The 21,710-nt window shown below is 64.6% G+C and carries 21 protein-coding genes; 15 read left to right on the top strand and 6 right to left on the bottom strand.

What is annotated here, in order from left to right:
- Window positions 1–46 precede the first annotated feature (46 nt).
- Together FJW08_RS05830 and FJW08_RS05825 are read left to right on the top strand one after the other, a co-directional pair.
- Window positions 47–1,216: a DUF930 domain-containing protein gene (locus FJW08_RS05830; protein WP_140809745.1), complete on the top strand. Its 1,170-nt coding sequence runs from the start codon at window positions 47–49 to the stop codon at window positions 1,214–1,216.
- A gap of 132 nt (window positions 1,217–1,348) precedes the next feature.
- On the top strand, window positions 1,349–2,506 hold the full coding sequence (locus FJW08_RS05825) for a DUF930 domain-containing protein (RefSeq protein WP_140809558.1): 1,158 nt from the start codon (window positions 1,349–1,351) through the stop codon (window positions 2,504–2,506).
- On the opposite strand, the gene FJW08_RS05820 is transcribed toward FJW08_RS05825, so the two are convergent.
- Together FJW08_RS05820 and FJW08_RS05815 are read right to left on the bottom strand one after the other, a co-directional pair.
- Entirely contained in the window at window positions 2,507–3,181 is a 675-nt protein-coding gene (locus FJW08_RS05820; protein ID WP_140754433.1) for an HAD family phosphatase, read from the bottom strand.
- Window positions 3,182–3,288: 107 nt separating this feature from the next.
- On the bottom strand, window positions 3,289–3,930 hold the full coding sequence (locus FJW08_RS05815) for a hypothetical protein (protein ID WP_140809556.1): 642 nt from the start codon (window positions 3,928–3,930) through the stop codon (window positions 3,289–3,291).
- Between the two features lie 189 nt (window positions 3,931–4,119).
- Here FJW08_RS05815 and FJW08_RS05810 point away from each other — a divergent pair, with 189 nt between their 5' ends.
- From FJW08_RS05810 to ptsP, 5 genes are all read left to right on the top strand, one after another.
- A complete protein-coding gene (locus FJW08_RS05810) occupies window positions 4,120–4,557 on the top strand; it encodes a transcriptional regulator GutM (RefSeq protein ID WP_015315467.1) in 438 nt (145 codons plus the stop codon).
- A 116-nt stretch (window positions 4,558–4,673) separates the two neighbouring features.
- Window positions 4,674–5,441 (top strand): PTS glucitol/sorbitol transporter subunit IIC, encoded by a 768-nt coding sequence (locus FJW08_RS05805; RefSeq protein ID WP_140754429.1) that lies wholly within the window; start codon window positions 4,674–4,676, stop codon window positions 5,439–5,441.
- A gap of 16 nt (window positions 5,442–5,457) precedes the next feature.
- Window positions 5,458–6,462: a PTS glucitol/sorbitol transporter subunit IIB gene (locus FJW08_RS05800; protein WP_140809553.1), complete on the top strand. Its 1,005-nt coding sequence runs from the start codon at window positions 5,458–5,460 to the stop codon at window positions 6,460–6,462.
- A gap of 26 nt (window positions 6,463–6,488) precedes the next feature.
- A complete protein-coding gene (locus FJW08_RS05795) occupies window positions 6,489–6,869 on the top strand; it encodes a PTS glucitol/sorbitol transporter subunit IIA (RefSeq protein ID WP_140809552.1) in 381 nt (126 codons plus the stop codon).
- Window positions 6,870–6,926: 57 nt separating this feature from the next.
- Entirely contained in the window at window positions 6,927–8,897 is a 1,971-nt protein-coding gene (gene ptsP, locus FJW08_RS05790; protein ID WP_140809550.1) for a phosphoenolpyruvate--protein phosphotransferase, read from the top strand.
- A gap of 25 nt (window positions 8,898–8,922) precedes the next feature.
- Here the strand turns inward: ptsP and FJW08_RS05785 are convergent, their stop codons facing one another.
- Window positions 8,923–9,723: a hypothetical protein gene (locus FJW08_RS05785; protein ID WP_140809548.1), complete on the bottom strand. Its 801-nt coding sequence runs from the start codon at window positions 9,721–9,723 to the stop codon at window positions 8,923–8,925.
- Between the two features lie 148 nt (window positions 9,724–9,871).
- On the opposite strand from FJW08_RS05785, the gene FJW08_RS05780 reads away from it, so the two are divergent.
- Window positions 9,872–10,912: a sugar-binding transcriptional regulator gene (locus tag FJW08_RS05780; RefSeq protein WP_224614645.1), complete on the top strand. Its 1,041-nt coding sequence runs from the start codon at window positions 9,872–9,874 to the stop codon at window positions 10,910–10,912.
- On the opposite strand, the gene FJW08_RS05775 is transcribed toward FJW08_RS05780, so the two are convergent.
- Genes FJW08_RS05775 through FJW08_RS05765 form a run of 3 tightly spaced genes read right to left on the bottom strand, consistent with a single transcriptional unit; the run spans window position 10,899 to window position 14,077 of the window.
- Complete coding sequence (locus FJW08_RS05775; RefSeq protein ID WP_140809546.1) at window positions 10,899–11,750, bottom strand: TIGR01459 family HAD-type hydrolase; 852 nt, start codon at window positions 11,748–11,750, stop codon at window positions 10,899–10,901. The genes FJW08_RS05780 and FJW08_RS05775 overlap by 14 nt on opposite strands.
- Window positions 11,747–13,021 carry an FGGY-family carbohydrate kinase gene (locus FJW08_RS05770; protein WP_140809544.1) on the bottom strand — a complete coding sequence of 425 codons (1,275 nt, stop codon included), beginning with the start codon at window positions 13,019–13,021 and terminating at the stop codon, window positions 11,747–11,749. Before FJW08_RS05770 ends, FJW08_RS05775 begins: the two co-directional genes overlap by 4 nt.
- Window positions 13,022–13,036: 15 nt before the next feature.
- A complete protein-coding gene (locus FJW08_RS05765) occupies window positions 13,037–14,077 on the bottom strand; it encodes a class II aldolase/adducin family protein (RefSeq protein ID WP_140809542.1) in 1,041 nt (346 codons plus the stop codon).
- A gap of 180 nt (window positions 14,078–14,257) precedes the next feature.
- Between FJW08_RS05765 and FJW08_RS05760 the strand changes: the two genes are divergently transcribed.
- The 7 genes from FJW08_RS05760 to FJW08_RS05730 all read left to right on the top strand — a co-directional run bounded on the left by FJW08_RS05760 (window position 14,258) and on the right by FJW08_RS05730 (window position 21,428).
- Window positions 14,258–15,040, top strand: a complete 783-nt coding sequence (locus FJW08_RS05760; protein ID WP_140754413.1) for a DeoR/GlpR family DNA-binding transcription regulator — start codon at window positions 14,258–14,260, stop codon at window positions 15,038–15,040.
- The gene (locus tag FJW08_RS05755) at window positions 15,037–16,416 is read left to right on the top strand and encodes an FGGY-family carbohydrate kinase (RefSeq protein WP_140809540.1); all 1,380 of its coding nucleotides are present in this window, start codon (window positions 15,037–15,039) and stop codon (window positions 16,414–16,416) included. Before FJW08_RS05760 ends, FJW08_RS05755 begins: the two co-directional genes overlap by 4 nt.
- On the top strand, window positions 16,413–17,957 hold the full coding sequence (locus FJW08_RS05750; RefSeq protein ID WP_140809538.1) for a sugar ABC transporter ATP-binding protein: 1,545 nt from the start codon (window positions 16,413–16,415) through the stop codon (window positions 17,955–17,957). Before FJW08_RS05755 ends, FJW08_RS05750 begins: the two co-directional genes overlap by 4 nt.
- Window positions 17,954–18,952 (top strand): ribose ABC transporter permease, encoded by a 999-nt coding sequence (locus FJW08_RS05745; RefSeq protein ID WP_140754407.1) that lies wholly within the window; start codon window positions 17,954–17,956, stop codon window positions 18,950–18,952. The genes FJW08_RS05750 and FJW08_RS05745 overlap by 4 nt, the downstream gene beginning before the upstream one ends.
- A gap of 80 nt (window positions 18,953–19,032) precedes the next feature.
- Window positions 19,033–19,971, top strand: coding sequence for an ABC transporter substrate-binding protein (locus FJW08_RS05740; protein ID WP_140809536.1), 939 nt, complete (start codon window positions 19,033–19,035; stop codon window positions 19,969–19,971).
- A gap of 72 nt (window positions 19,972–20,043) precedes the next feature.
- A complete protein-coding gene (locus FJW08_RS05735; protein ID WP_140809534.1) occupies window positions 20,044–20,937 on the top strand; it encodes a sugar phosphate isomerase/epimerase in 894 nt (297 codons plus the stop codon).
- A 137-nt stretch (window positions 20,938–21,074) separates the two neighbouring features.
- Window positions 21,075–21,428 (top strand): cupin domain-containing protein, encoded by a 354-nt coding sequence (locus tag FJW08_RS05730; protein WP_140809532.1) that lies wholly within the window; start codon window positions 21,075–21,077, stop codon window positions 21,426–21,428.
- The last annotated feature ends 282 nt before the right edge of the window (window positions 21,429–21,710 follow it).

The following is a 21,710-nucleotide window of genomic DNA, read 5'->3' as shown; positions in this document are numbered from 1 at the left end:
GTGCTTCTGCTTGAAGCTGCCGCTATTTCATTCCACATCGAAAGGGATGAAGGGCGAGACAGGAGAACAGCGCCGGAATCTGTTGTGGGGCATCCCCGCATCGCTGATCCTGCATGCGCTCATCGTGGCGGCCCTCGTCTACGGCTTGGCCAAGCCTCCGCAACGGCAGCAAGAGGAGCAGCCGGTCAATGTCTCGATCGTGCCTCCGCCCGATCAGCCGAAGCCGAAACCTGTTCCTCCGCCGCCGCCAAAGGTAGCCAAAGCCGAAGACCCGCCGGAGCCCAAGGTCGAAAAGCCGCCCGAGCAGCCGCCCAAACCGGAGAACACTCCGGTCCTGAAGCGTGTTTTCCAGTATGGCGAGAAGGATACCGGGCCGGAGAAATCTCTCGACGGAGGCAGCGCTCAACCCAATGCGCCGTCGCCGGCCAAAGATGAGGCCGCGAAGCCGCCGGTCGCACCGAAGCCCGCACCGATCCAGTCCGCCCCGGCTGCAAATCCCGAGCAACAGCCAGATTCCGCCAAGGCTCAGGAGAAGCCGGTAACCGCCTCGCCGGACGCCAAGCCGCCGCAAAACGAGGAGAAGCAGCCGACCGAGGATACTGACAAACAGCAGCCAGACCAACAGGAGGTGGCGCCGCAAACCGACGAGAAGCAGGCCGCCGTGGCGCCAAAGCCATTGGCAGCCGAGGCCGGCGACAAGTCAGCACCGCCGCCCTCAGCCGAAAAGGCAAAGCCCAAACCTGCAAAGACGATGAGTTTCAAATCCGCGCGAGCCTTCAAGGCCCAAAGCGGCAAAGGAGGGAAGTCAAGTCCCGCGAACAACGCCGCTGCAGGATCGCCGATCTATTCCGGCCTTCCGGGTGTTCGAAAACTCTACTCGCAGGGCGCTACCGGCGATGCGCTGGCCGCAAGCTCCATGGAGAACGTGCCGCGCGGTCAGCGCGTCGCCAACCTTTGCGGCAATGTTTTGAGCCAGGAATTGCAGAGTGCTGACTATGCGATCAAATGGGTGCCAAATAACCCCCTGGACGCAGGCAATGTCCTCAATCCTCCGAAGGCCGCCTTCAGCACCAGAACCCAATGGTATAATCTGAACTTCCGGTGCGAGGTCGACGACAATGCGACGAGGGTGCTGTCCTTCAACTTTCGTGTCGGGTCATTGATACCGCCCGGCGAATGGGCGGGCCGTAAATTAACTCGGTGGCCACTGAATTAGGCCGGCAGGCGGGTACGATTGTCCTCTCCGGCGGGGTATAATGATCCAAGTCGACAAGCTGTCAGCGGCTAAATTGCGCCAATCCAATGCCGATGCTTGAAGCCGCCGCTATTTCATTCCACATCGGTCAGGATGAAGGGCGAGACAGGAGAGCGGCGTCGGAATTTGCTGTGGGGCATTCCCGCATCGCTGATCCTGCATGCGCTTGTCGCTGCGCTCCTGATCTACGGCCTGCCCACACCTCGCCAACAGCCGCAGGAGGAGGAGCCGGTCAATGTCGCGCTCGTGCCTCCATCCGATCAGCCAAAACCGAAACCTGTTCCCCCGCCGCCGCCAAAGGAAGCCGAAAAGCCGCCCGAGCAGAAGGTTGAAAAGCCGCCTCGGCCGGAAATGCAGCCGCAGAAGCCTCCGGCAGTCGAGGTGCTGAAGCCCGTTTTTCAGTTCGGCGACAAGGATGCGGGTCCCCGGAAGTCGCTGGATGGGGTCAGCGCTCAAGACAGTTCTCCGTCGCCGACCAAGAATGAGGATTCGAAGCCGACTGTCGTGAAGAAGCCTGCCGAGACCAAAACCGACGCGCTTCCAAGGACCGAGAAGTCGGCGGATTCAGCGGAGGTCGGCGACAAGCCGGTGACCGACGCGAAGGACACCGAACCCGCGCAGGAGAAGCAGGCAGCTCTGACCCAGGACGCAGATAGGCAGCAGGCCGCCAAACAGCAGGCGGGAGTGCAGGACGCCGCCAAGCAGATAGGCGCGGCACCAACGCCGTGGGCCACCGACGGGGACGGTGAGGTCGAGCTTCCAATGTCGGGTGCGAAGCCGGAACCTAAACCGACACATACACCGAAGCCCAGCTCTTCAAAGGTTGCGAAGTCCCGAAGTGGGGGCGCCGGAAGCCCAAGTTCCACTGATGTAGCCAGCGCCGCATCGCGCAGGTATTCAGGCCTTCCGGGCGTTCGCAGGCTTTACTCGCAGGGCGCTACGGGTGACGCGCTGGCCACGACCTCGATGGATGGTTTGCCGCGCAGTCAGCGGGCAGCCAAACTTTGTGCCAGCGTATTGCAGCAGCAATTGCTGGATGCCTCTTACTTTCCCGACCTGATCCCAAGTGTTCCACTTAGAGCGGGCAATGTTGTTGACGGCTCGGATGTAGCCTTCCGCACCACAACCACTTGGTATCATTTGGGCTTCCGGTGCGAGGTCGACACCAATGCGACGAGGGTCCTGTCCTTTAATTTCCGTGTGGGCCCGGTGATCCCGCGCGACCAATGGGCCCGCCTTAGGCTTTACTAGCTAAGCCGGTACGCCGAGCCCCGACAATTGCCGGCTAACTTCATGCCAGTCGGCGCAGATGAAATCGGCGCCGGCCGCCGTCAACCGTGCGGCATGTTCGGCATAGGTATGTCCGCCGCCGGTATAGCCGATCGCCGTCATGCCGGCGGCAACCGCGCCCTGGATGCCGAAAGGCGAATCCTCGATGACGATGCAGTCCCCCGGGTTGGCGCCCATCTTCGCAGCAGCGAACAGGAAAATGTCAGGCGCCGGCTTGCCGTTCTTGACCATCGAGGAGCTGTAGATGGCTTCGCCAAAGAAGCGTGCCAGGCCGGTCACCGCCAGGCTGTGGTGGATGCGCTCGACGGAGGATGACGAGGCAACGCAGCGATCGCCTGCAAGCGTTTCCAGAAACGAGCCTATTCCAGGCGTTGGCTTCAACTCTTCGGTAAAAAGTACCTTGGTTTCCGCCCAGATATCGCTGTCGGCCGCCGCGGGAAACTGATGGCCGGTCAACTCCTTGATCCTGACGATGATGTCGGCCTGTTTCATACCGACGCACTGGGCGATGATGCCGCCGTGAACGCCCGGCATGCCATGCTTATCGTAGACACGTTCATAGGCCTTGGCAGCCAACGGCTCGCTGTCGACGAGAACGCCGTCGCAATCGAAAATGATCAGTCTTGACGGCGCCACGCGTTTCTCCCGGCCTCTGTCAGAATTCGCACATCGCTATCGACAAAAAGTCAAATGTTCAATAGCGGGCACTCTCGGCCTCGTGATAGGGGCTAATAGAGTCCAATTCAAAGCTGACGCAAGGCATCGCTGGCGCGGGAGGATCCCAGCGCTCGTTGCATGGCCTGCCGCGACTGTGCGCGGTCGGGCGTGATCCAGTTCGGTTCCGCGCCGAGGAAGCGATCGAGGAAAGCCACGGCATAGGCCGGCATCTCGGTGACGTTCTCGCGATAGGACCACCAGGTGCGCAGGTCGTCGGCGCACTTGTCGATGCTGGGCGCCGAGCCGAACTCCTGCTCGTAGATGGCCGAAATCACCGAGACGCAGTAATTGGTGTAGAGAAAGCCTTCCGGCCAGAAGCGGATGATGTCCAGCGTGCCGGCGTTCTGATCCGTTTGGATGAGCTGCGTAAGGCCGGAGATCTCCCTGGCCGGTGCCTGTTTTATCAGTTCGCGCAGCACGAGGCCGGCGGCAAAGACGATGAAATCGGCGCGGTCGATCGCGGCAAAGCGCTTCTGCGCTTCCATGACCTCGACCCAGTCGAGAAAGGCCCGGGTCAACTTCGCCTCGTCGATTTCGAAGCGTACGCCGAATGTGTCCGAGACCACCTTGGCGCTGCCGCGGAAGGTGGCGCGGAACCAGCGCAGCTGCCGCAACCGGTGTCGCAGGTCGGGCATGAGGGCCAGTTCATCCCTGAAGGGCAGTTCCATTTCCTGTATCCCGTTTCCCTAAGGCTAGCACAGTCGTGCCTCCGCCGAAATCGCGCGGCGGCTGTGGATGACCGTGGTTGAGGTCAATATCATACATATTGACATTCTTGGAAACAAATGTTCTCACTTTGATGTTGTCGCGCGCCGGTCCAAGGTGCGCTTCAATTGAGGCTTCGGGAGGAGAACCGAATGGCGATTTGGCAGTGGGGACTGCTCCTGCTGGTTATTGTGTGGGCGTTGCAGTCGCTCGGCGTCTGGCTGCAGATGCGGCACTATTCGGATGTCTTCCGGGGCGTCACCGACCAATACAAGGATGGCTTCGTCGGCGCCGGCAATTTTCGCGGCCGATTTGCCAAGGGAACTATCGCGCTGGTCGTGGTGACGCCTGACCTGATCGTGCGCCGCATGATGGTGATGAGCGGCCGTTCCGTGTTCACCAAATTCAAGCGACATGAAGAATTCGAGGGTGTTCCCCTCGATCGACTCCGGTCCAACCCTGCGATCATGGGGGAGGGGGAACCCGGTGTGGCCGAGGCCGTGAAGCGGGCGATCGAACAGATCGACAAAGCGCGGTCGGAGCCGGGGAAGAAGCCGGGCCTGGCCGGCTTGAACGTAGCAAGGGCCTAGAGTCGGATGATTTCAGGTCAAATCGACCTGAAATCTGAATCCGCCTCTGGATCAAAGGGATAGAGGAGGCCGTGCGCCGACCGGGATAAACCGGCGGGCCGGCATAAGGAGGAGAAATGTCTGTATTTTCGTTGTTGGCTCAGCATGCCGACATGGCCGCGCACAATTTGCATGTCGCGGGTGCCATGGTTTCGGATGCCGCATTGCATGGCAAGCTCGCCGTCGAGCATGCTTCCGATCATCTCGTGATCCTGGCACAGGCGCAGACCGACAGCGCGCCGGTGACCGCCGATCAGTTGAAGGAACAGCTGAAGAACGTGCAGCAGGAAGAGCAGCTTGGCTGGCTCACTGCCATCGGCAAGTACTTCATCGGCATATTCCAGAAGGGCGGCGAGGTTTTCGCCGGCTTCGTCACCGGCATCATCCCGACACTTGTCGTGCTAATGACAGCCTTCTACGCCGTCACTGAACTGGTCGGCGAAGAGCGTGTCCACGGTCTGGCGCGTGGTGCTGGCCGCATCGCGCTGACCCGCTATACAGTGCTGCCGGTGCTGGCGGTGTTCTTCCTCACCAATCCGATGGCCTACACCTTCGGCTCGTTCCTGGAGGAGAAGCACAAGCCCGCCTTCTACGACGCGGCCGTGTCCTACGTGCATCCGCCGCTCGGCCTCTTCCCACACATCAACCCTGGCGAATATTTCGTCTGGGGAGGCATGCTCGTGGCCTTGCTCGATCTCGAGAAGCGGGGCGTTGTCGTCGCCGGCTACCACGTCAAGGTGGCGATCTGGTACGCGATCGTTGGTCTCGTCGTCATCCTGCTCAAGGGCATGCTGACCGAGCGCATCACCGCCATCATGGCACGCCGCCAAGGCGTCAAGCTGTAAGGGCGGGGAGGACATCATGGCCAAGACATACAAAGCCGTAAAGATCTCCCGGGGCTCCACCGGCTGGGGCGGCCCGCTCGTCATCGAGCCGACCACGCAGCGCGACAAGGTCGTCTCCGTCACCGGAGGCGGTATCCATCCCGTAGCCCAGCTCATCGCCGACATGACCGGCGCCACAGCCGTAGACGGCTTCAAGGCGCCGCCGGTGGAGGGCGAGATGGCGGTCGTCGTCGTCGATTGCGGCGGCACCGCACGATGCGGCGTCTATCCGCGCAAGCGTATCCCGACCGTCAACCTGACGCCGGTCGGCCAGGCTGGGCCGCTCGCCCAGTTCATCACCGAGGATATCTACGTTTCGGGCGTGAAACCGGCCAATGTCACAATGGCGGACGGTTCCGAGGCGGTCACAACTGCGGGGGGAGCAGCATCGATGGGTTCAAATACCAGCACTCCAGCCGCTGCGCCAAAGCCGCTGCCGAGCGAAGGCGGGCTGATCGGCCTGATCAGCTCGATCGGCCGCGTCATGGGCCGTGTGGTCGGTATCTTCTTCAATGCCGGCCGCCGCACGATCGACCAGGTGGTGCGCAACGTGCTGCCGTTCATGGCCTTCGTGACCATGCTCATCGGCCTGATCCTGTACACCGGCATCGGCGACGTGTTGGCGCAGCCGATGGGACCGCTGGCCAACAACATCGTCGGGCTGCTGGTCATCTCGGCCATCTGCGGCCTGCCGTTCCTGTCGCCTATCCTGGGACCAGGGGCGGTCATCGCGCAGGTCATCGGCGTCGCCATCATCGGCCCGCAGATCGCCAACGGCACGATTTCGCCGGCAATGGCACTGCCGGCGCTGTTTGCCTACAACACCCAGGTCGGCTGCGACTTCGTCCCGGTCGGCCTGGCGTTGGGCGAAGCCAAGCCGAAAACCATCGAAATCGGCGTGCCGGCGGTGCTCATCAGCCGCCAGATCATGGGTCCGGTCTCGGTGCTAATCGCCTGGATCGTCTCCCTGATCGTGTTCTAAGCACCAGAAACAACGAGGTTCGCCATATGTCGGTTCTTCTCAAGACACGGGTCACGGCAATAGGACCCGAAGTGGCGGACCTCGCCGAAGGGGGCGTGGTCATCCTGTTCGCGGATGGCTCGCCGCCGGAGCTTGCCGAGGTCTCCGTGCTCCACCAGACGGAGATCGGACCCAGCGACGGCGCGCCTGAAAAGGGCGCTTCGATCACCCTTGGCCCGGTTTCGGCCGTCATAACCGCCGTCGGCTCAAGCGCCTGGAGCAAGGTCCTCGAGATGGGGCACGTCGTCATCTCGTTCAACGGCGCCAGCGAGGCCGAAAGGCCGGGCGAGATCTGCGCATCGCGGGTCGATACGCAAGCCCTCGTGGCCGCCCTGAAGACAGACGCGATCATCACCATCGCCGCCTGAAAGCATTCGCGCCCCGGCCAGTCTGGCTTTGGCGCCCAAAAAAGCAGAGTATTTGCCATGGAACGCTCGACCATCGTCAGAGTGCATGAAGGTTTGCACGCCCGTCCCGCCACGCGCTTCGTCAAGCTCGCAAAGGCTTTCGAATCCGACGTCGAACTGGTCAAGGACGGCAAGGCGGTCAGCGCCAAGAGCTCGGTCAAGCTGATGCTGCTGGCGGTCAAGGAAAACCAGGAAGTCACCGTGCGGGCGAACGGCGCCGACGCCATCGAGGCGATCGAGGCGCTGATCGGTTATCTCGAGAACCCCAAGGCGGGTCTCGACGACGAAGACACCCCGGCGAATGACGCAGGCAAGGAGGCGGCGCCCGCGCCTCAATCCGCGCCGGTCGTGTCAGGCAAGGCAAACGGCTTGCGCGGTGTCGCCGCGAGCGAGGGCGTCGCCATCGGGCCGGCCTTCGCGCATTTCCCGCCTGACATCGCTGGGCAGGGCCGAATGCTGCTGGCAGAAGAAATCTCTGGCGAAATCGACCGGTTCCGCGCCGCCGTCGCGGCTGTCCAGGCGCGCATGGATCGGGCGCTGGCGCAGGATAGTCTGTCGGCCGGTGACCGGGGCATCGTCGCGGCACTCAGGGATATCGCCGCCGACGACAGCCTGACCGGCGAGGCCGAGAAGGCGATCAAGGGCGGCAATGACGCGGTCTCGGCCACGATCACCGCCGCTTCCACCATCGCCGCCGATTTCAGCGCCGTCGACGATCATTATCTCAATGCACGGGCGGACGATGTCCATGCTGTCGGACGGCAGATCTGCCTGGTGCTGCTGGGCCAGGACGACGTCAGCCTCGAAAGTATTCCGCAGGGTGCGATCCTGATCGCCGACGACATCGGCGCCTGGGACCTGGCGCGTGCGCCGCTGAAACGCATCGGCGGCGTGGTGTGCGGCCATGGCGGCGCCACCTCGCACATCGCCATCATCGCCCGCTCGCATGGCATTCCGGCGGTGCTGGGCCTTGGCGACCAGGTCAATGCCTTGCGCGCGGCGCGCGAGGTGGCGCTCGATGGCAATAGCGGACAGGTGATCATCGACCCCGATGCGGCGACACGCGCCGATTTTGCCGGCCGTGTCGAAGCGGCGGCGAGGGAGCGCGCCGGCCTGGTCGCCTTCAAGACGGTGACGCCGAAGTTGGCGGACGGCAGAGTCATCGAGGTCGCGGCCAATATCGGCTCGCTGGAGGAAATCGAGGCAGCGCAGGAAGCCGGCGCCATGGGTGTTGGCCTGTTCCGCACCGAGCTCCTGTTCATGCGCCACATGCACTTGCCGTCGGAAGACATGCAGGCCGAGACCTATGCGGCGCTGGCCAAGGCGTTCGCGCCCTATCCGGTCATCGTGCGCACGCTCGACATCGGCGGTGACAAGCCGATTGCCGGCATCGAGTTTCCCGACGAGGAAAATCCGTTCCTCGGCTGGCGCGGCATCCGCATGTGCCTCGACCGGCCCGATATCTTCAAGCGTCAGCTCAGGGCGTTGCTGAGGGCCGCCGTACACGGCAACATCAAGGTGATGCTGCCGATGGTCTCCGATATTGGCGAGGTGCGGCAGACGCGCGTTCTGGTGGATGAATGCGCCGCCGAACTCAAGGCCGAGGGCGTACCGCACGCGACATTCGATCTCGGCGTGATGATCGAGACCCCGGCCGCGGTGCTGATCGCACCGGCACTGGCCAAGGAGGTGGCCTTCTTCTCGATCGGTACCAACGACCTGACCCAGTACATAATGGCCGCCGACAGGCTCAACCCGACCGTTGCGAAGCTCAACGACGTCACCAACCCGGCCGTCATGTCGGCGATCGAGCTGACGGCCAGGGCCGGCGTCGCCGCCGGCATCATGGTGGGCATGTGCGGCGAGGCGGCGGGTCGGCCGGATCTCATCCCCGCCTTCCTGGAGATGGGTTTGACCGAGCTGTCGATGAGCCCGGCCTCGATCCAGCGCGCCAAGAAGACGATCATGGCGATGGCGGCCGGGGAGTAGTTCCTTTGGCCGCTGCTGCTGGAGCTTACGGCAAATGCGCAAGCAAGGTGGCGAAGACAGGTGTCAGTTCATCGACCGGGCTCGCCCTGGCGCAGGCCTGGACGATGCGGTCGCGGCGGATATCGGCGGCCAGGATCGCGATCTCCAGCATGTCCGGCTCCGGCGCGCCGTCGCGGCCGGTTGTCGCCAGCCCGCAGGCCAGGACCACCGGCGCCAGGCAGCTTACGTCGAGCGCCCTGTCACCTATTGCCGTCGCTTCCGGGGTGGTGTCATCAAAACGGATCGGGCGCTGGCCGAGACACTCGACCAGCAACGCCGAACATGTCGCCGCGATCGCCTGCAGTCCGGCATCGGGGGCGGCCAGGGCGGCCAACAGATCGCCATGGCGCTTGCGCATGGCGGCGTGGACGGCCGCGAACCCGGCTTCATGGATGCGGGCATGGTCGATCTTCAGACCGGCAAGCACCGCCCTCGTCAGATAGTACATGTCGCGCCGAAACAGGCGCTCGGCGCTCAATTGCTGGTCTTCGTCCCCGGCCGGAAAATAGGTGCCGAGGCCTTTTACGGTCGTTCCGTCCACCCTTATCGGGCGTTCATGCGGGACGAAGGATTCGGCGATCGAAAGCGCTTCGTCGACGGCACTCGCGGCATGGCTCAGCAGGCCTTCGATGCCTTTGCCCGGAAACGGCGGCAAATGGCTGGTCGCTTCGTGCAGCAGGCTGGCCTCGCTGGCGCCGTCATGGCGGCTCTGGCGGATGATGTCGCGGACTTCCCGCAGCCGGTCCTTGAGATTGACGCGGACATCTTCGGAGATCTGTCGGAGCATCGCGGTTTGCCTCGAATGTGCCGTGCGGTCGCCTGCAATGGGCGGCCACCGACTCTACATTGTTCCTATCGATTGGTAGATCAATAGGCGATACTAGACCAGCACGCAGAATCGGCGACGGCACGGCCGGCCGCGGGGGAGGGATGATTTGGCCAGGGGACGACAAACCGACGAAAGGCGGGCCGACGAAAGGCGAGCCGACGAAAGGCGGGCAGGAGCCGAAGCGACCGAGCAGGTCGTCAGCGAGAGCCGGACGGACCGCCTCAGGATCCGCGCCGCCTGGATGTATTTCGTCGAGCAGATGACGCAGAACGAGATCGCCGATGTGCTCGGCGTCGGCCGCGTCACCATCGTGCGCATGCTGGCGGAGGCGCGGTCACGCAACGAGGTCAAGATCACCATCGAGAGCGAGCTTTTGGAGATCGTGCGGCTGGAGCGCGCGCTCGAAAAGACCTTCGGCCTGCAGCAGGCGCTGGTGGCGCCGCTGACCGCGGCCAATGCCGATCCGATCCCGGCAATCGCCGCCAAGACCGGCATGTTCCTGTCCGATGCGATGAAGTCCGGCATGCAGGTCGGCGTCGGCTGGGGCAATACGCTGTTCAACACCTTGCCGTTCATCAGCGCCAAATCGCTGACCGATTTCAAGGTAATTTCACTGCTTGGCGGCGTCGGCATCGCGCGCCGGGTCAACCCGGCCGAGTTCGCCTGGCGCTTCGCCCAGATTTTCCAGGGCGACGGCTATCTGATGCCGACGCCGGCCGTCGTCGACAGCGTCGAGACCAAGATCGCGCTCGTCGAACGCTGCGGCCTGCAGGAGGTTTTTGAAATGGCCGACGCGCTCGATGCCGTTCTGCTGAGCGTCGGCGGCATCGCTTCGGCCACCACCTTCTCGCGCGGTGGCTTCCTCAGGGAAGCGGACCGGGAGGCGCTACTGGCGCGCGGCGCCGTCGGTGACCTCCTGTTCCATTTCTACGACCGCAATGGCGATCTGGTCGACCATCCCGTCAACAAACATGTGATGTCGGTGGATGTCGACCGGCTGCGCAAGGCGCCGATCCGCATTCTGACCTCCGGCGGCGCGGAGAAGACCGAGGCCTTGCTGGGAGCGATGAACCTGATAGCGCCGACAATCCTGATCACCGACGAGGAAAGCGCAAGGCGCATGCTGGCGGCGGTCAGCGAAAGCTGAACGAACTCGTGGTGTAATCCGGCCAGGCCTTGTGTTCGTCGAAAACGGCGGCGAGGTCAGGCGCGCCGGCCAGTATCCCACCCAGCACCAGCGCCGTTGCGATACCGGCACCATTGCCGCCTGCGATATCGTGTTCGACGCTGTCGCCGACGCAAACCACGCTGCCGAGCTCCGGTTCGCCGGCCAGTGCGAGCGCTGCCTCGAAGATCGCCGGATAGGGCTTGCCGATGCGGGTGACGCCGCCGCCCAGATCTTCGTAGAGATCGGCGATCTCGCCGGCGCCGAAGCGGGGTCCGACGGCGGTCAGCATGATCTTGTCGGGATTGGTGCAGAAGCACGGCACTTGCCGCGCTGCCGCCGGGGTCAGCAGCTGGCGATAATGGTCGAGGTCGTGGCGATCCCCCTCGCTGGCCGAGACCAGCACCAGTTCGGCGTCTTCGCCTGCCTCCGTCAGCACGAAGGGCAGGCCTTCGATCGCGCTGCGGTCGCCGTCGCGGCTGATCAGCAGGCATTTCGTGCCGGGCCGCAAGGCTCCCGTCGCCGCCATCTCGTGGAACCGTCGCCACGCCACATCGCCGGAAGACACGAAATGGTCCCAGCTGCCGGCCGCGAAGCCGAGCTTCAGCAGGCGATCCTCGTTGGGCCTGGCGCGCTTGCCGGAATTGGAGATCAACACCACGGTCTTGCCGGCGTACTTCAGCGCCGACAACGCCTCCACCGCACCGGGATAGGGAGCCCGGCCGTCATGCAGCACGCCGAACTGGTCGAGCAGGAAAACTTCGTAGCGTTCCGCCAGCGGTGCGATACCGTCGAGACGTTCGACCTTTTTCGTGTTCATAGAAGCCTTGCCCCGCTCGCGCCTTTCAACGCCAGCCGTGCCGTACCTGCGGCGGCCTCGTCCGACGATGCCGGCAGGAAAGCGACACCCAGTTTGCGCTGCCGGATCGTGCTCCACACCGGGTTGGCGGCGCCGCCACCGACACTGCGAATGGAGGTCAGGGCCGGTGCGCCGAGTTCGGCCAGCCTGCTGTAGCCGAGCGCCTCGATCGCCGCCATGCCCTCGAACATCGCCTTGAGGTAATCGGCATCGTCAGCGGGCCGTGGGGTGAGACGCGGCGGCAAGGCCGGATCGGCGATGGGAAACCGTTCGCCAGCCGCACCAAGCGGATAATAGTCGAGGCCGGTCTCGGTCGTGGGGTCGATCATGGCGCTGAGTTCGACGATCCGAGCGAGCGGAAAATACTGGGCCAGCACCTTGCCGCCGGAATTCGAGGCGCCGCCCGCCAGCCACACATCGCCGAGCCGATGGCTGTAGATGCCGAAGCGCGGCGCCGAGATCGGCCGGTCGGACAGGATCTTGATGGTCAGCGAGGAACCCAGCGCCGTGACACCGTCGCCGGCCGCGGCGGCGCCCGTCGCCAGGAACGAGGCACAGCCATCCGTGGTGCCGGCAACTACGACCACATCGCGCGGCAGGCCGAAAAGCTCCGCGGCGGCCGCGGTGAGCGTGCCGGTGACATCGCCCGGTTCGACGACATCAGGCAGCAGGTCCATGCGCATGCCGGTGGCCGCGATCCAGTCCGGCCAGCGGCGCGCCTCGACGTCATAGCCGGTCTTGAGTGCATTGTTCTCGTCGCTGACGTCGAAGCGCCCGGACAGGTTGCCGGCGATCCAGTCGGCCTGATGCAGCACGGCCGCTATGCCGGGCAGATGCTGGAACCGCAAGGCCTTGGCCAGACCTGAAGTCGCCCCGTGGGCGGCGCTCGCTGCCGGCGCCTCACGGGCGACCATGGCCAGAATGTCGCTGTCATCGACCTTGTCGTTGTACATCAGCGGCTCGGCCAGAGGCCGCCCATCGATGTCGACCGGCAGCAGCGTGCCCGACGTGCCGTCGACGGCGACGGCGCGGACCGTGGCGCGGTCGATGCCCGAAAGCAGTTCCGCAAGCACCGCCTGGACCGCTTGCCACCATGTCCGGGGATCGCGGAGATTCTGACCAAATCTGTCGAGTGGCACAGCTGATTGGCCGGCAATGGAAAAATCCGGACGCATGGCGACGGCGCGGGCGCCGGAGGTGCCGATGTCGATGCCGACGACAAGTGGCGTCATGTCCCCCGTCTCCTGTCAGGCCGTGCCGGCGGCGTTGAGCTTCTGGCGATACTGCTCGGCGTCCCAGTTGACCAGTTCGTCGTTCTCGGCGGGGGTGAGATAGTTCAGCCGCGCCTTGTCATCGACGCGCGCGGTCACGTCGGCAAGGCAGCGCTGCATGGCGTCGGCACCGGCGCTGGCGTCGCCGCGCATCAGCACGCCGGCGCCGGGAAACAGGATCGCCACGGGTGCCATGCCGAGCCGCGCGATGACGCCGGCCACGTCCTCGCCCGGCTTCGCCACGACCGAACCCTGGCCGAGGAAGATGACATGATCCGGATAGAGGCTGCCGGCCTCGGCCATATGCAGGCTTTCCGCATCGAGCGCGACCGCATGCGCTTTGACATCCGCCGGCAATCGGTAGTCGCCGGCCAGCGCCGTCAAGGCGGCGACATCGGGTGCGGCGGTCGCGCGCGCCGGCCGCGCCAGCAGCGACCGGACGCGGTGCAGCAAGGCCTCCGCCTCGGCGACGGTTTCGGCGGCGACCACCAGCCCGTGATTGCCAAGGATCAGCACGTCGACCCCGGGCCGCAATTTTTCGGCAATGCCGCGGGCGAGCGGCAGACCCGGCCGGAAGTAGGGTACCCAGGCCCATTCGATGCCGCCCAGCCGCCTAGCGACCTCGGCCTCGCCATCGGCTTGCACGGCAAGCGAAATCGTGTCGACGCAGTGGACATGCAGAACCACGCGTTGCGGCATCAAGGCATGCACCGTGGTCTCGATCGACGGGCGCAGGCCACGCGGATTGAGGTGTTCGATGGCGAAGGCCTGCGGCTTGTCGGCGGCCGGATCGCGCTGTTCGACGGCCTCGAGCAGCGGTGCCATTGCCACCGGCACCATGATGTCGTCGCTGAGCGCATCCTTTAGCCAGGTGCCCGAGGCCTTGATCCACAGCGTGTCGCCGGCCTTGAGCGAAGTGTTGCCGCCCGCCGCCTGCGTCATATGCGGGTTGAGCCCGATGCTGGCCGAAAGTGCGCGCAAGGCGGCAAGTTCCTGTGCATCAGCTTGGGTTGCCACGGCGCCTTCCTCCAACGTTTGCACGAAATCCCGTCGCCGGGGCCGCTGTCGCAGTTGATATCGCAGATATGAGCGATCTGCGTCAATAGTGATCTACTATCATCAAACCAGCTTGCAATCCGACTAATGTTGAGTAAGTTACACCAATCGCCTCGGAAAATGGCGTCAGGGAGGAAAGGGTTGAGCGACCTCGGCCGCCAGCGTCAGATCGTCGAATTGTTGCGGGACCGCCCGTTCGCCTCCGTTCGCGAGTTGCAGGAGCGGCTCGGCGTTTCGGCGGCGACGGTGCGGCGCGATATCGACCGGATCGACGAGGCCGGCGAAGCCCGCAAGGTCTATGGCGGCATTTCGGCGCTCGACGGCGCTTCGCATGCGGGCGTCGCCTATGCCCGCCCTTATGACGAGAACCGTGACCTCGCCGTCGAGGCCAAGCGTCAGATCGCGGCTCTCGCCGCGACCATGGTGCGCGATGGCGATGCCGTCATCGTCCATGGCGGTTCGACCTGCTTTCATCTCGGCGTCAAGCTCGCCGACCGCAACATCCGGCTCTACACCAATTCGATGCCACTCGCGGCCTATCTCAGCGATCATGGCCATTGCAGTCTGACGGTTGCCGGCGGCGACCTGCACCGCGAACCCGGCATTATCCATTCGCTGACCCAGGCAACGCCCTTCTATGCCTCGAAATTCTTTCTCGGCACGCAAGGCCTCAATCAGGAAGGGCTGTTGGAATCGCATCCGCTGCTGGTGCGCTCCATCGTCGACCTCAGCCTCTGCGCCGACCAGATCGTCGTGCTGGCCGACAGCCGCAAGCTGTCGATCCACGCGCGCAACGTCGCGCTGCCGCTGTCGCGCATCGGCACGCTGGTCACCGATGACGGGCTCTCCGATGCCGATGCGCGCATGCTGGAGGATGCCGGCGTCATGGTGCGGATCGCTTCAACCTCGGGAGCCCTCGCGTGAACGTGGCGGTGCTCGACTTCGGCAAGACCAATTCGAAGCTGTTCGTCTTCGGTCAGGACGGACGCATCCTCGATGAGCGTCGCACGCAGCCGAAATGGATGCGACAAGACGGGTTCAGCGTGCTTGACGCCGCCGCCCTCCATGACTGGGCGTTCGATGCCGTCACCGAAGCGGTCGAAAGCCACGGTGTGGAAGGGGTGATGGTGTCGGGCCATGGGTGCACTTTCGCCCTTGTCGACGACAAGGCGCTGACCCATCCGATCCTCGACTACGAGCAGGAGCCACCGGTCGAAATCGCGGCGCGGATCGACCGTCGCATTCCGGATTTCGCCGAGACGTTCTCACCCCGTCTGCCGCTCGGCTTCAACTATGGCCGTCACATGCTGTGGCTGCAGGAGGTCGATCCCGACGCGTTCGCGGCGGCGAAATGGATCGTCGGCTATCCCCAATACTGGAGCTGGCGCCTCGGCGGCAGGCCAGTCTCGGAGGTCTCCTATCTCGGCTGCCATTCGCATTTGTGGGCACCGCGCGAACGTGATTTCTCCTCGCTGGTCGACGCCGAAGGCTGGCGCGGCCGAATGCCGGCTTTCGAGCGTGCCGGCGCCGTCGTCGGCGAGCAGCGCTTCGGCCGTTCCGGGCGATCGATCGCCATCCACAATGGCGTCCACGACTCCAATGCGGCGCTGTACGCCTATCGCCGGCAAGGGCTTGGACCGCTGACCGTCGTCTCGACCGGCACCTGGGTCGTCGTGCTCAATCCCGACTGTCGGCTCGAAGCGCTCGACCGCGACCGCGACATGCTGGTCAATGTCGATGTCGACGGCGGCCCCGTACCGACCATCCGCTTCATGGGCGGGCGCGAATTCGCCGTCATCAGCGGCGGCTGGCAAGGCGCGATCCCGCATGGCTCGATACAGCAGGTGATCGATGCCGCCATCATGGCGCTGCCGAGCTTCGCGCCGGGCGGGCCGATGCCGGATCGCCCTGGCCGGCTGGTCGGGCGCACCCCCGATGCTGGTGAACGCGCGGCGGTGGCGTTGCTTTACGTGGCGCTGATGATCGATCTCTGCCTCGACCTCATCCATTCCGATAATACCGTCATCGTCGATGGCGGGCTGAATACTGGCGGCTTGCTCGCCGGGCTGCTGGCGCAGCTGCGTCCCGGTCAGGCCTTCCTGCAAGGTGCCTCGCTGGAAGGCAGCGCCACGGGCGCCGCGGCACTCGCCTTCGAGAGTGTGGGCCGCGACTTCGCCGCAGAGCCGCCGGAGCGGGTGCAGGCGACACAATTCGGCGGCCTTGCCGGCTATCGCGATGCCTGGCGCGATCGCGTTGCCGGGTATGGTGCCGCCGCCAGGACTGCGGGTGGCGCGCGATGAGCGCGGCGGTCCAGACGCAGGCGGCGCGCCAGCCGGTGCTGGAGATGCGCCACATCTCCAAGACCTTCGGTGCGATCCGCGCCTTGCAAGACGTCTCGCTCAGTGTCCACGCCGGCGAACTGCACGCGCTGATGGGCGAGAACGGCGCCGGCAAGTCGACGCTGATGAAGGTGCTGTCCGGCGCCTATCGGCCGGATCCCGGCGGCGAGATCCTGATCGATGGGGCGCCCGCCGCGATCGGCGATCCGATCAAGGCGCGCGCCGCCGGCATCGCGGTGATCTACCAAGAGCTGTCCCTGGCGCCGAACCTGACGGTGGCGCAGAATATCTTTCTCGGCAACGAGCCGCGGCGGTTCGGCGTCGTCGACGCCGACCAGTGCAACCGGCGCGCCGCAGAGATCGTCGGCCGGCTTGGCGTCTCCTTTTCGGCGCGTGCCCTGGTCTCCGGCCTGTCGCTCGGCGAGCGCCAGCTGGTCGAGATCGCCCGGGCGCTATCGACCAATGCGCGCATCATCGTCATGGACGAGCCGACGACATCGCTGACCTCGCGCGAGACCGACCGTCTGTTCGAGGTGATCGCGACGCTGAAAGCGCAAGGCATCGCCATCATCTACATCAGCCACCGCATGGAAGAGGTCTACCAACTCGCCGACCGCGTCAGCGTGCTGCGCGACAGCGGCTATGTCGGCACGCTGGAGCGGGCCGACCTCAACGCTTCTCGCCTGGTCTCGATGATGGTCGGCCGCGATCTTTCCGCCTTCTACAAGAAGGATCATCGCCCGCCGGACGAGAAACGCGCCGTCGCGCTCTCGGTGCGCGGCATGTCCGACGGGCGCCTGCTCAAGAACTGCTCGTTCGACCTCCATCACGGTGAGGTGCTGGCGTTGGCCGGCCTCGTCGGCTCGGGCCGCACCGAGCTTGCCAGGCTGATCTTCGGCGCCGACAAGCGCAGCACCGGCATCATGGAACTCGACGGCAAGCCGGTGACCATCGGCTCGCCCCGCGAGGCGCTCGACGCCGGCATCGCTTATCTGACCGAGGACCGCAAGGAACTCGGCCTGTTCCTCGACATGTCGATTTCGGACAACATCAGCATGGGCGTCCTGGCCAGGGACGCGCGAGCCGGCGGATTTCGCGATTTCATCGCCGCCGACAGGAGAGCGGCAAAGGCCATTGCCGACCTGTCCATCCGCACAGGCTCGGCACAGGCCAATGCCGGCTCGCTGTCGGGCGGCAACCAGCAGAAGGTGCTGCTCGCGCGGCTGCTGGAGACCGAACCGAAGGTCGTCATCCTCGACGAGCCGACCCGCGGCGTCGATGTCGGGGCCAAGTCGGAAATCTACCGGCTGATCGACAATCTCGCCAACAAGGGCATCGCCATCCTGATGATCTCCAGCGAATTGCCCGAGGTGATCGGCGTCGCCGACCGCGTGCTGGTGATGCGGGACGGAGCGGTCGCTGGCGAGGTTACGGCGTCCGAAGGCGAGCCGCTTCGCCAGGAAGCGATCATGGAACTCGCGACGGGAGCGTCTCAGCGATGACAGACAGGACGACCGGGACGAAGAGCGTGGATCAGGCGGCGGTCAGGAGCCGGCGGCTGCGCACCGCGCTTGCGGCGCTTGGCATGCTGCCGGTGCTGGTGCTGCTGGCCGCCGGCTTCCAGTTCATCAATCCGCGCTTTCTCACCGGCACCAACCTGCTCATCGTCACGCAGCAATCCTCGATCAACATCGTGCTTGCCGCCGGCATGACCTTCGTCATCCTGACCGGCGGCATCGACCTGTCGGTCGGCTCCATCCTTGCCGCCTCGGCGATGGTGGCGGTGCTGGTGTCCCTGGTGCCGGATTGGGGCCTGCTCGGCGTGCCGGCGGCCATCCTGGTCGGTCTCGGTTTCGGGCTCATCAACGGGCTGCTGGTCGCCTATATCAGGCTGCCGCCGTTCATCGTGACGTTGGGTTCGTTGACCGCCGTGCGCGGCGTTGCCCGCCTGCTCGGGCAGGACACGACGGTGTTCAACTCCGACCTGCCGTTCGACTTCATCGGCAACGGTTCGGTGCTCGGCATCCCCTGGCTGGTCGTCATCGCGCTGTCGGTGGTGGTGCTGTCCTGGCTGGTGTTGAAACGCACCGTGCTCGGCACCTGGATCTACGCCGTCGGCGGCAATGCCGAGGCAGCCAGACTGACCGGCATCAAGGTGCCGCTGGTGCTGCTCTTCGTCTATGGCGTTTCCGGCTTGCTCGCCGGCCTTGGCGGCGCCATGTCGGCGGCCCGGCTATACGCCGCCAACGGCTTGCAACTCGGACAGAGCTACGAGCTCGACGCCATCGCCGCCGTCATCCTCGGCGGCACCAGCTTCGTCGGCGGCGTCGGCTCGATCTGGGGCACGCTGATCGGCGGCCTGATCATCGCGGTGCTCTCCAACGGGCTCATCTTGGCCGGCGTCTCGGACATCTGGCAGTACATCATCAAGGGATTGGTCATCATCGTGGCGGTCGCCCTCGACCGCTACCGGCTCCAGGCAGGAGCAAGAACGTGAATGACCTGGTCGCCGGCATCAAAGACCGGCTTGTGTAACGCACCGTGAGAGGCGCGGGGCATCAGGAGGAAGTAAGCGTAATGAAGACCCTCGTCAAACTGCTCTGCGGCGCCGCCCTCGCGGCCGTCGCCATCGCGCCGGCATCGGCCAAGGACCTCAACAAGGTCGGCATCTCGGTCGGCCTGCTCGGCAACCCCTTCTTCGTCGCCACCATCAAGGGCATCGAGGATGCGGCCAAGAAGATCAATCCGAAGGTTGAGGTGACGTCGGTATCGGCCGACTACGACCTCAACAAGCAGGTCTCGCAGGTCGATTCCTTCATCGCCGCCGGCGTCGACGTGATCATGCTCAACGCGGTCGATGCAAAGGCGATCGCGCCCGCGGTGAAGAAGGCGCAGGCCGCCGGCATCATCGTCGCGGCCTTCGACGTTTCGGCGCCGGGCGCCGACGTCACTGTGATGACCAACAACGTCAAGGCCGGCGAGGAAGCCTGCCAGTATCTGGTCGACCACACCGGGGGCAAGGGCGACTACGTCATCCTCAACGGACCGGCGTCTTCGTCGATCCTGGAGCGGGTGAAGGGCTGCAAGAACGTGCTTGCCCAGCATCCCGACATCAAGATCCTGTCCGACGACCAGAACGCCGAAGGCTCCCGCGATGGCGGCCTGAAGGTGTTCCAGTCGCTGCTCACTCGTTTCGACAAGATCGACGCGGTGTTCGCCATCAACGATCCGACGGCGATTGGCGCCGAACTCGCCGCCAAGCAGCTCAACCGTTCCGAGTTTGTCTTCACAGCGGTAGATGGCGCGCCGGATATCGAGAAGGAGCTTTCTTCCGGCAAATCGATGATCAAAGCCTCCGCCTCGCAGGATCCCTATGTGATGGCCGGCCAGTCGCTGACCATGGCGGCCGACCTGCTGGCCGGCAAGAAGCCGGCGGAGGCCACGGTGCTGTTAGACCCGAAGCTGATCACCGCCGAGAACCTGAAGGATTACAAGGGCTGGACCGCGGCCCGCTAAGCCTCCCAAGGCTGGTGCGGCCGGGGTGATCCCGGCTGCACCTCTCTCCCGCCTCAATACCCGGAGACGATCATGTCGCGCATCGGAATCCATTCCTTCGTCTGGTCGGCAAGCTCGGCCCAGGACGAGCTCGAACGCACGCTGGCCAATACCAAGGAGGCCGGGTTCGACCTGATCGAATTCTCCTATCTCGACCCCGCCAATGTCGATATCGGCGGGCTTGCCAAGCGCATCGCCGATCTTGATCTCGGCGTCGCGATCAGCATTGGATTGCCCGGTGATGCCGACATTTCGAGCGCCGACAAGACGATCGCCGCGCGCGGCGTCGAGATCCTCAACGACACCATCGCGCTGACGCGCGACCTTGGCGGCAGCAAGGTCGCCGGCATTCTTTCGACCGGCCATGGCCTGCAGGTCGAGGCGCCGACACGCGATCAATGGAACCGCAGCGCGGCAACGCTGGCCAAGGTCGCCGAGACGGCCGAGGCCGCCGGCGTCACGCTCAACCTCGAAATCGTCAACCGCTTCGAGAGCAACCTGCTCAACACCGCCGCGCAGGGCCTGGCGTTCATCGAGGACACCGGGTCGGACAACATCTTCCTGCATCTCGATACGTTCCACATGAACATCGAGGAGGCCGATGTCGGGCTCGCAATCCGCCACGCAGCGGCCAAGATCGGCTATGTCCATATCGGCGAGAGCCATCGCGGCTTCCTCGGCACCGGCAATATCGACTTCGCGGGGATATTCGATGCGCTGACCGCCATCGGCTATGCCGACGATCTCAGCTTCGAATCCTTCTCCTCGGAGATCGTCGACGAGAACCTGTCGAAGAAGACCGCCATCTGGCGTAATCTATGGACCGACAACATGGCGCTCGCCAGGCACGCGCGCGCATTCATCGGCCTCGGGCTGGAGACGGCGCAACGCAAGGCGGAGCTGGTCTCGGCACGGCACAAGCCGTAGCAACTCCAGGTCGGCGCGGGCAGTGGACGGGTCCTGTCCGGATGCGCGGTCGCGCCTGTTTCGCATGGCACGGCATTGCTCCCGTCATGTGCATCGGCTATCCGACCTCGAACATATCAAGCGAACGGAGCCCCGGCATGACGAACAATACCATCTTCAAATTCGGCGCGGTCGAGCACGCGGAAGCCGGCGATCTGCCCGGCTGGATCGTGGTCGAGGGCCAACCGACCATGCAGACCGCCGTCCAGCACACGACCGCGGACGGCAAGGTGATGTCGGGAACCTGGCGGGCGTCGCCCGGCACCTATCACGCGACCTACACCGATTATGAGTTCGTGCACATGATCGCCGGCCGCATCATCATCACGCCCGACGGCGGCACGCCGGTCGAAGTCGGCCCCGGGGACGCCTTCGTGGTGGAAGCCGATTTCAAGGGCACCTGGAAGATCATCGAGCCGGTGACCAAGCATTTTGTCGTCCGGGTCGGCTGAGCCGGCCTGGTCGCACTCGAAGCATGAAAAATCCCGCCATGGTGGGGAGCACGGCCAGCTTTGCGTACATTGCGGCATAGCCGGAGACGGAAGCTCTTGCCGGGCTGACCATGTCTTGGGCGATGTTCAAATCCGCAATCTGCGTGACGCGTGGCTGCGCGGATTCGAGACGCTTGGCCTGCGCTTGCGCCATTCCGAGAAAGTTGCGCTCGACTTTGCCCGCAGGATTGCCAGCTCCGTGCACCGCTCTATCCCAAGAACTACAGGGCGCCGGTCGCGATC

The sequence above is a fragment of the Mesorhizobium sp. B3-2-1 genome, assembly GCF_006439515.1.
Taxonomy (GTDB): Bacteria; Pseudomonadota; Alphaproteobacteria; order Rhizobiales; family Rhizobiaceae; genus Mesorhizobium.
Note: the sequence above shows the minus strand (reverse complement) of the source record. Positions and strands in the feature narration are given on the sequence as shown.

What these genes read in the sequence shown, in the direction of transcription:
- FJW08_RS05830 (WP_140809745.1), top strand. Translation starts at nt 47, where the DNA reads ATGAAGGGCGAGACAGGAGAACAGCGCCGGAATCTGTTGTGGGGCATC.
- FJW08_RS05750 (WP_140809538.1), top strand. Translation starts at nt 16,413, where the DNA reads ATGAGCGCGGCGGTCCAGACGCAGGCGGCGCGCCAGCCGGTGCTGGAG.
- FJW08_RS05735 (WP_140809534.1), top strand. Translation starts at nt 20,044, where the DNA reads ATGTCGCGCATCGGAATCCATTCCTTCGTCTGGTCGGCAAGCTCGGCC.
- FJW08_RS05730 (WP_140809532.1), top strand. Translation starts at nt 21,075, where the DNA reads ATGACGAACAATACCATCTTCAAATTCGGCGCGGTCGAGCACGCGGAA.
- FJW08_RS05800 (WP_140809553.1), top strand. Translation starts at nt 5,458, where the DNA reads ATGGCCAAGACATACAAAGCCGTAAAGATCTCCCGGGGCTCCACCGGC.
- FJW08_RS05795 (WP_140809552.1), top strand. Translation starts at nt 6,489, where the DNA reads ATGTCGGTTCTTCTCAAGACACGGGTCACGGCAATAGGACCCGAAGTG.
- FJW08_RS05810 (WP_015315467.1), top strand. Translation starts at nt 4,120, where the DNA reads ATGGCGATTTGGCAGTGGGGACTGCTCCTGCTGGTTATTGTGTGGGCG.
- FJW08_RS05745 (WP_140754407.1), top strand. Translation starts at nt 17,954, where the DNA reads ATGACAGACAGGACGACCGGGACGAAGAGCGTGGATCAGGCGGCGGTC.
- FJW08_RS05770 (WP_140809544.1), bottom strand. Translation starts at nt 13,021, where the DNA reads ATGACGCCACTTGTCGTCGGCATCGACATCGGCACCTCCGGCGCCCGC.
- ptsP (WP_140809550.1), top strand. Translation starts at nt 6,927, where the DNA reads ATGGAACGCTCGACCATCGTCAGAGTGCATGAAGGTTTGCACGCCCGT.
- FJW08_RS05775 (WP_140809546.1), bottom strand. Translation starts at nt 11,750, where the DNA reads ATGAACACGAAAAAGGTCGAACGTCTCGACGGTATCGCACCGCTGGCG.
- FJW08_RS05805 (WP_140754429.1), top strand. Translation starts at nt 4,674, where the DNA reads ATGTCTGTATTTTCGTTGTTGGCTCAGCATGCCGACATGGCCGCGCAC.
- FJW08_RS05740 (WP_140809536.1), top strand. Translation starts at nt 19,033, where the DNA reads ATGAAGACCCTCGTCAAACTGCTCTGCGGCGCCGCCCTCGCGGCCGTC.
- FJW08_RS05815 (WP_140809556.1), bottom strand. Translation starts at nt 3,930, where the DNA reads ATGGAACTGCCCTTCAGGGATGAACTGGCCCTCATGCCCGACCTGCGA.
- FJW08_RS05785 (WP_140809548.1), bottom strand. Translation starts at nt 9,723, where the DNA reads ATGCTCCGACAGATCTCCGAAGATGTCCGCGTCAATCTCAAGGACCGG.
- FJW08_RS05825 (WP_140809558.1), top strand. Translation starts at nt 1,349, where the DNA reads ATGAAGGGCGAGACAGGAGAGCGGCGTCGGAATTTGCTGTGGGGCATT.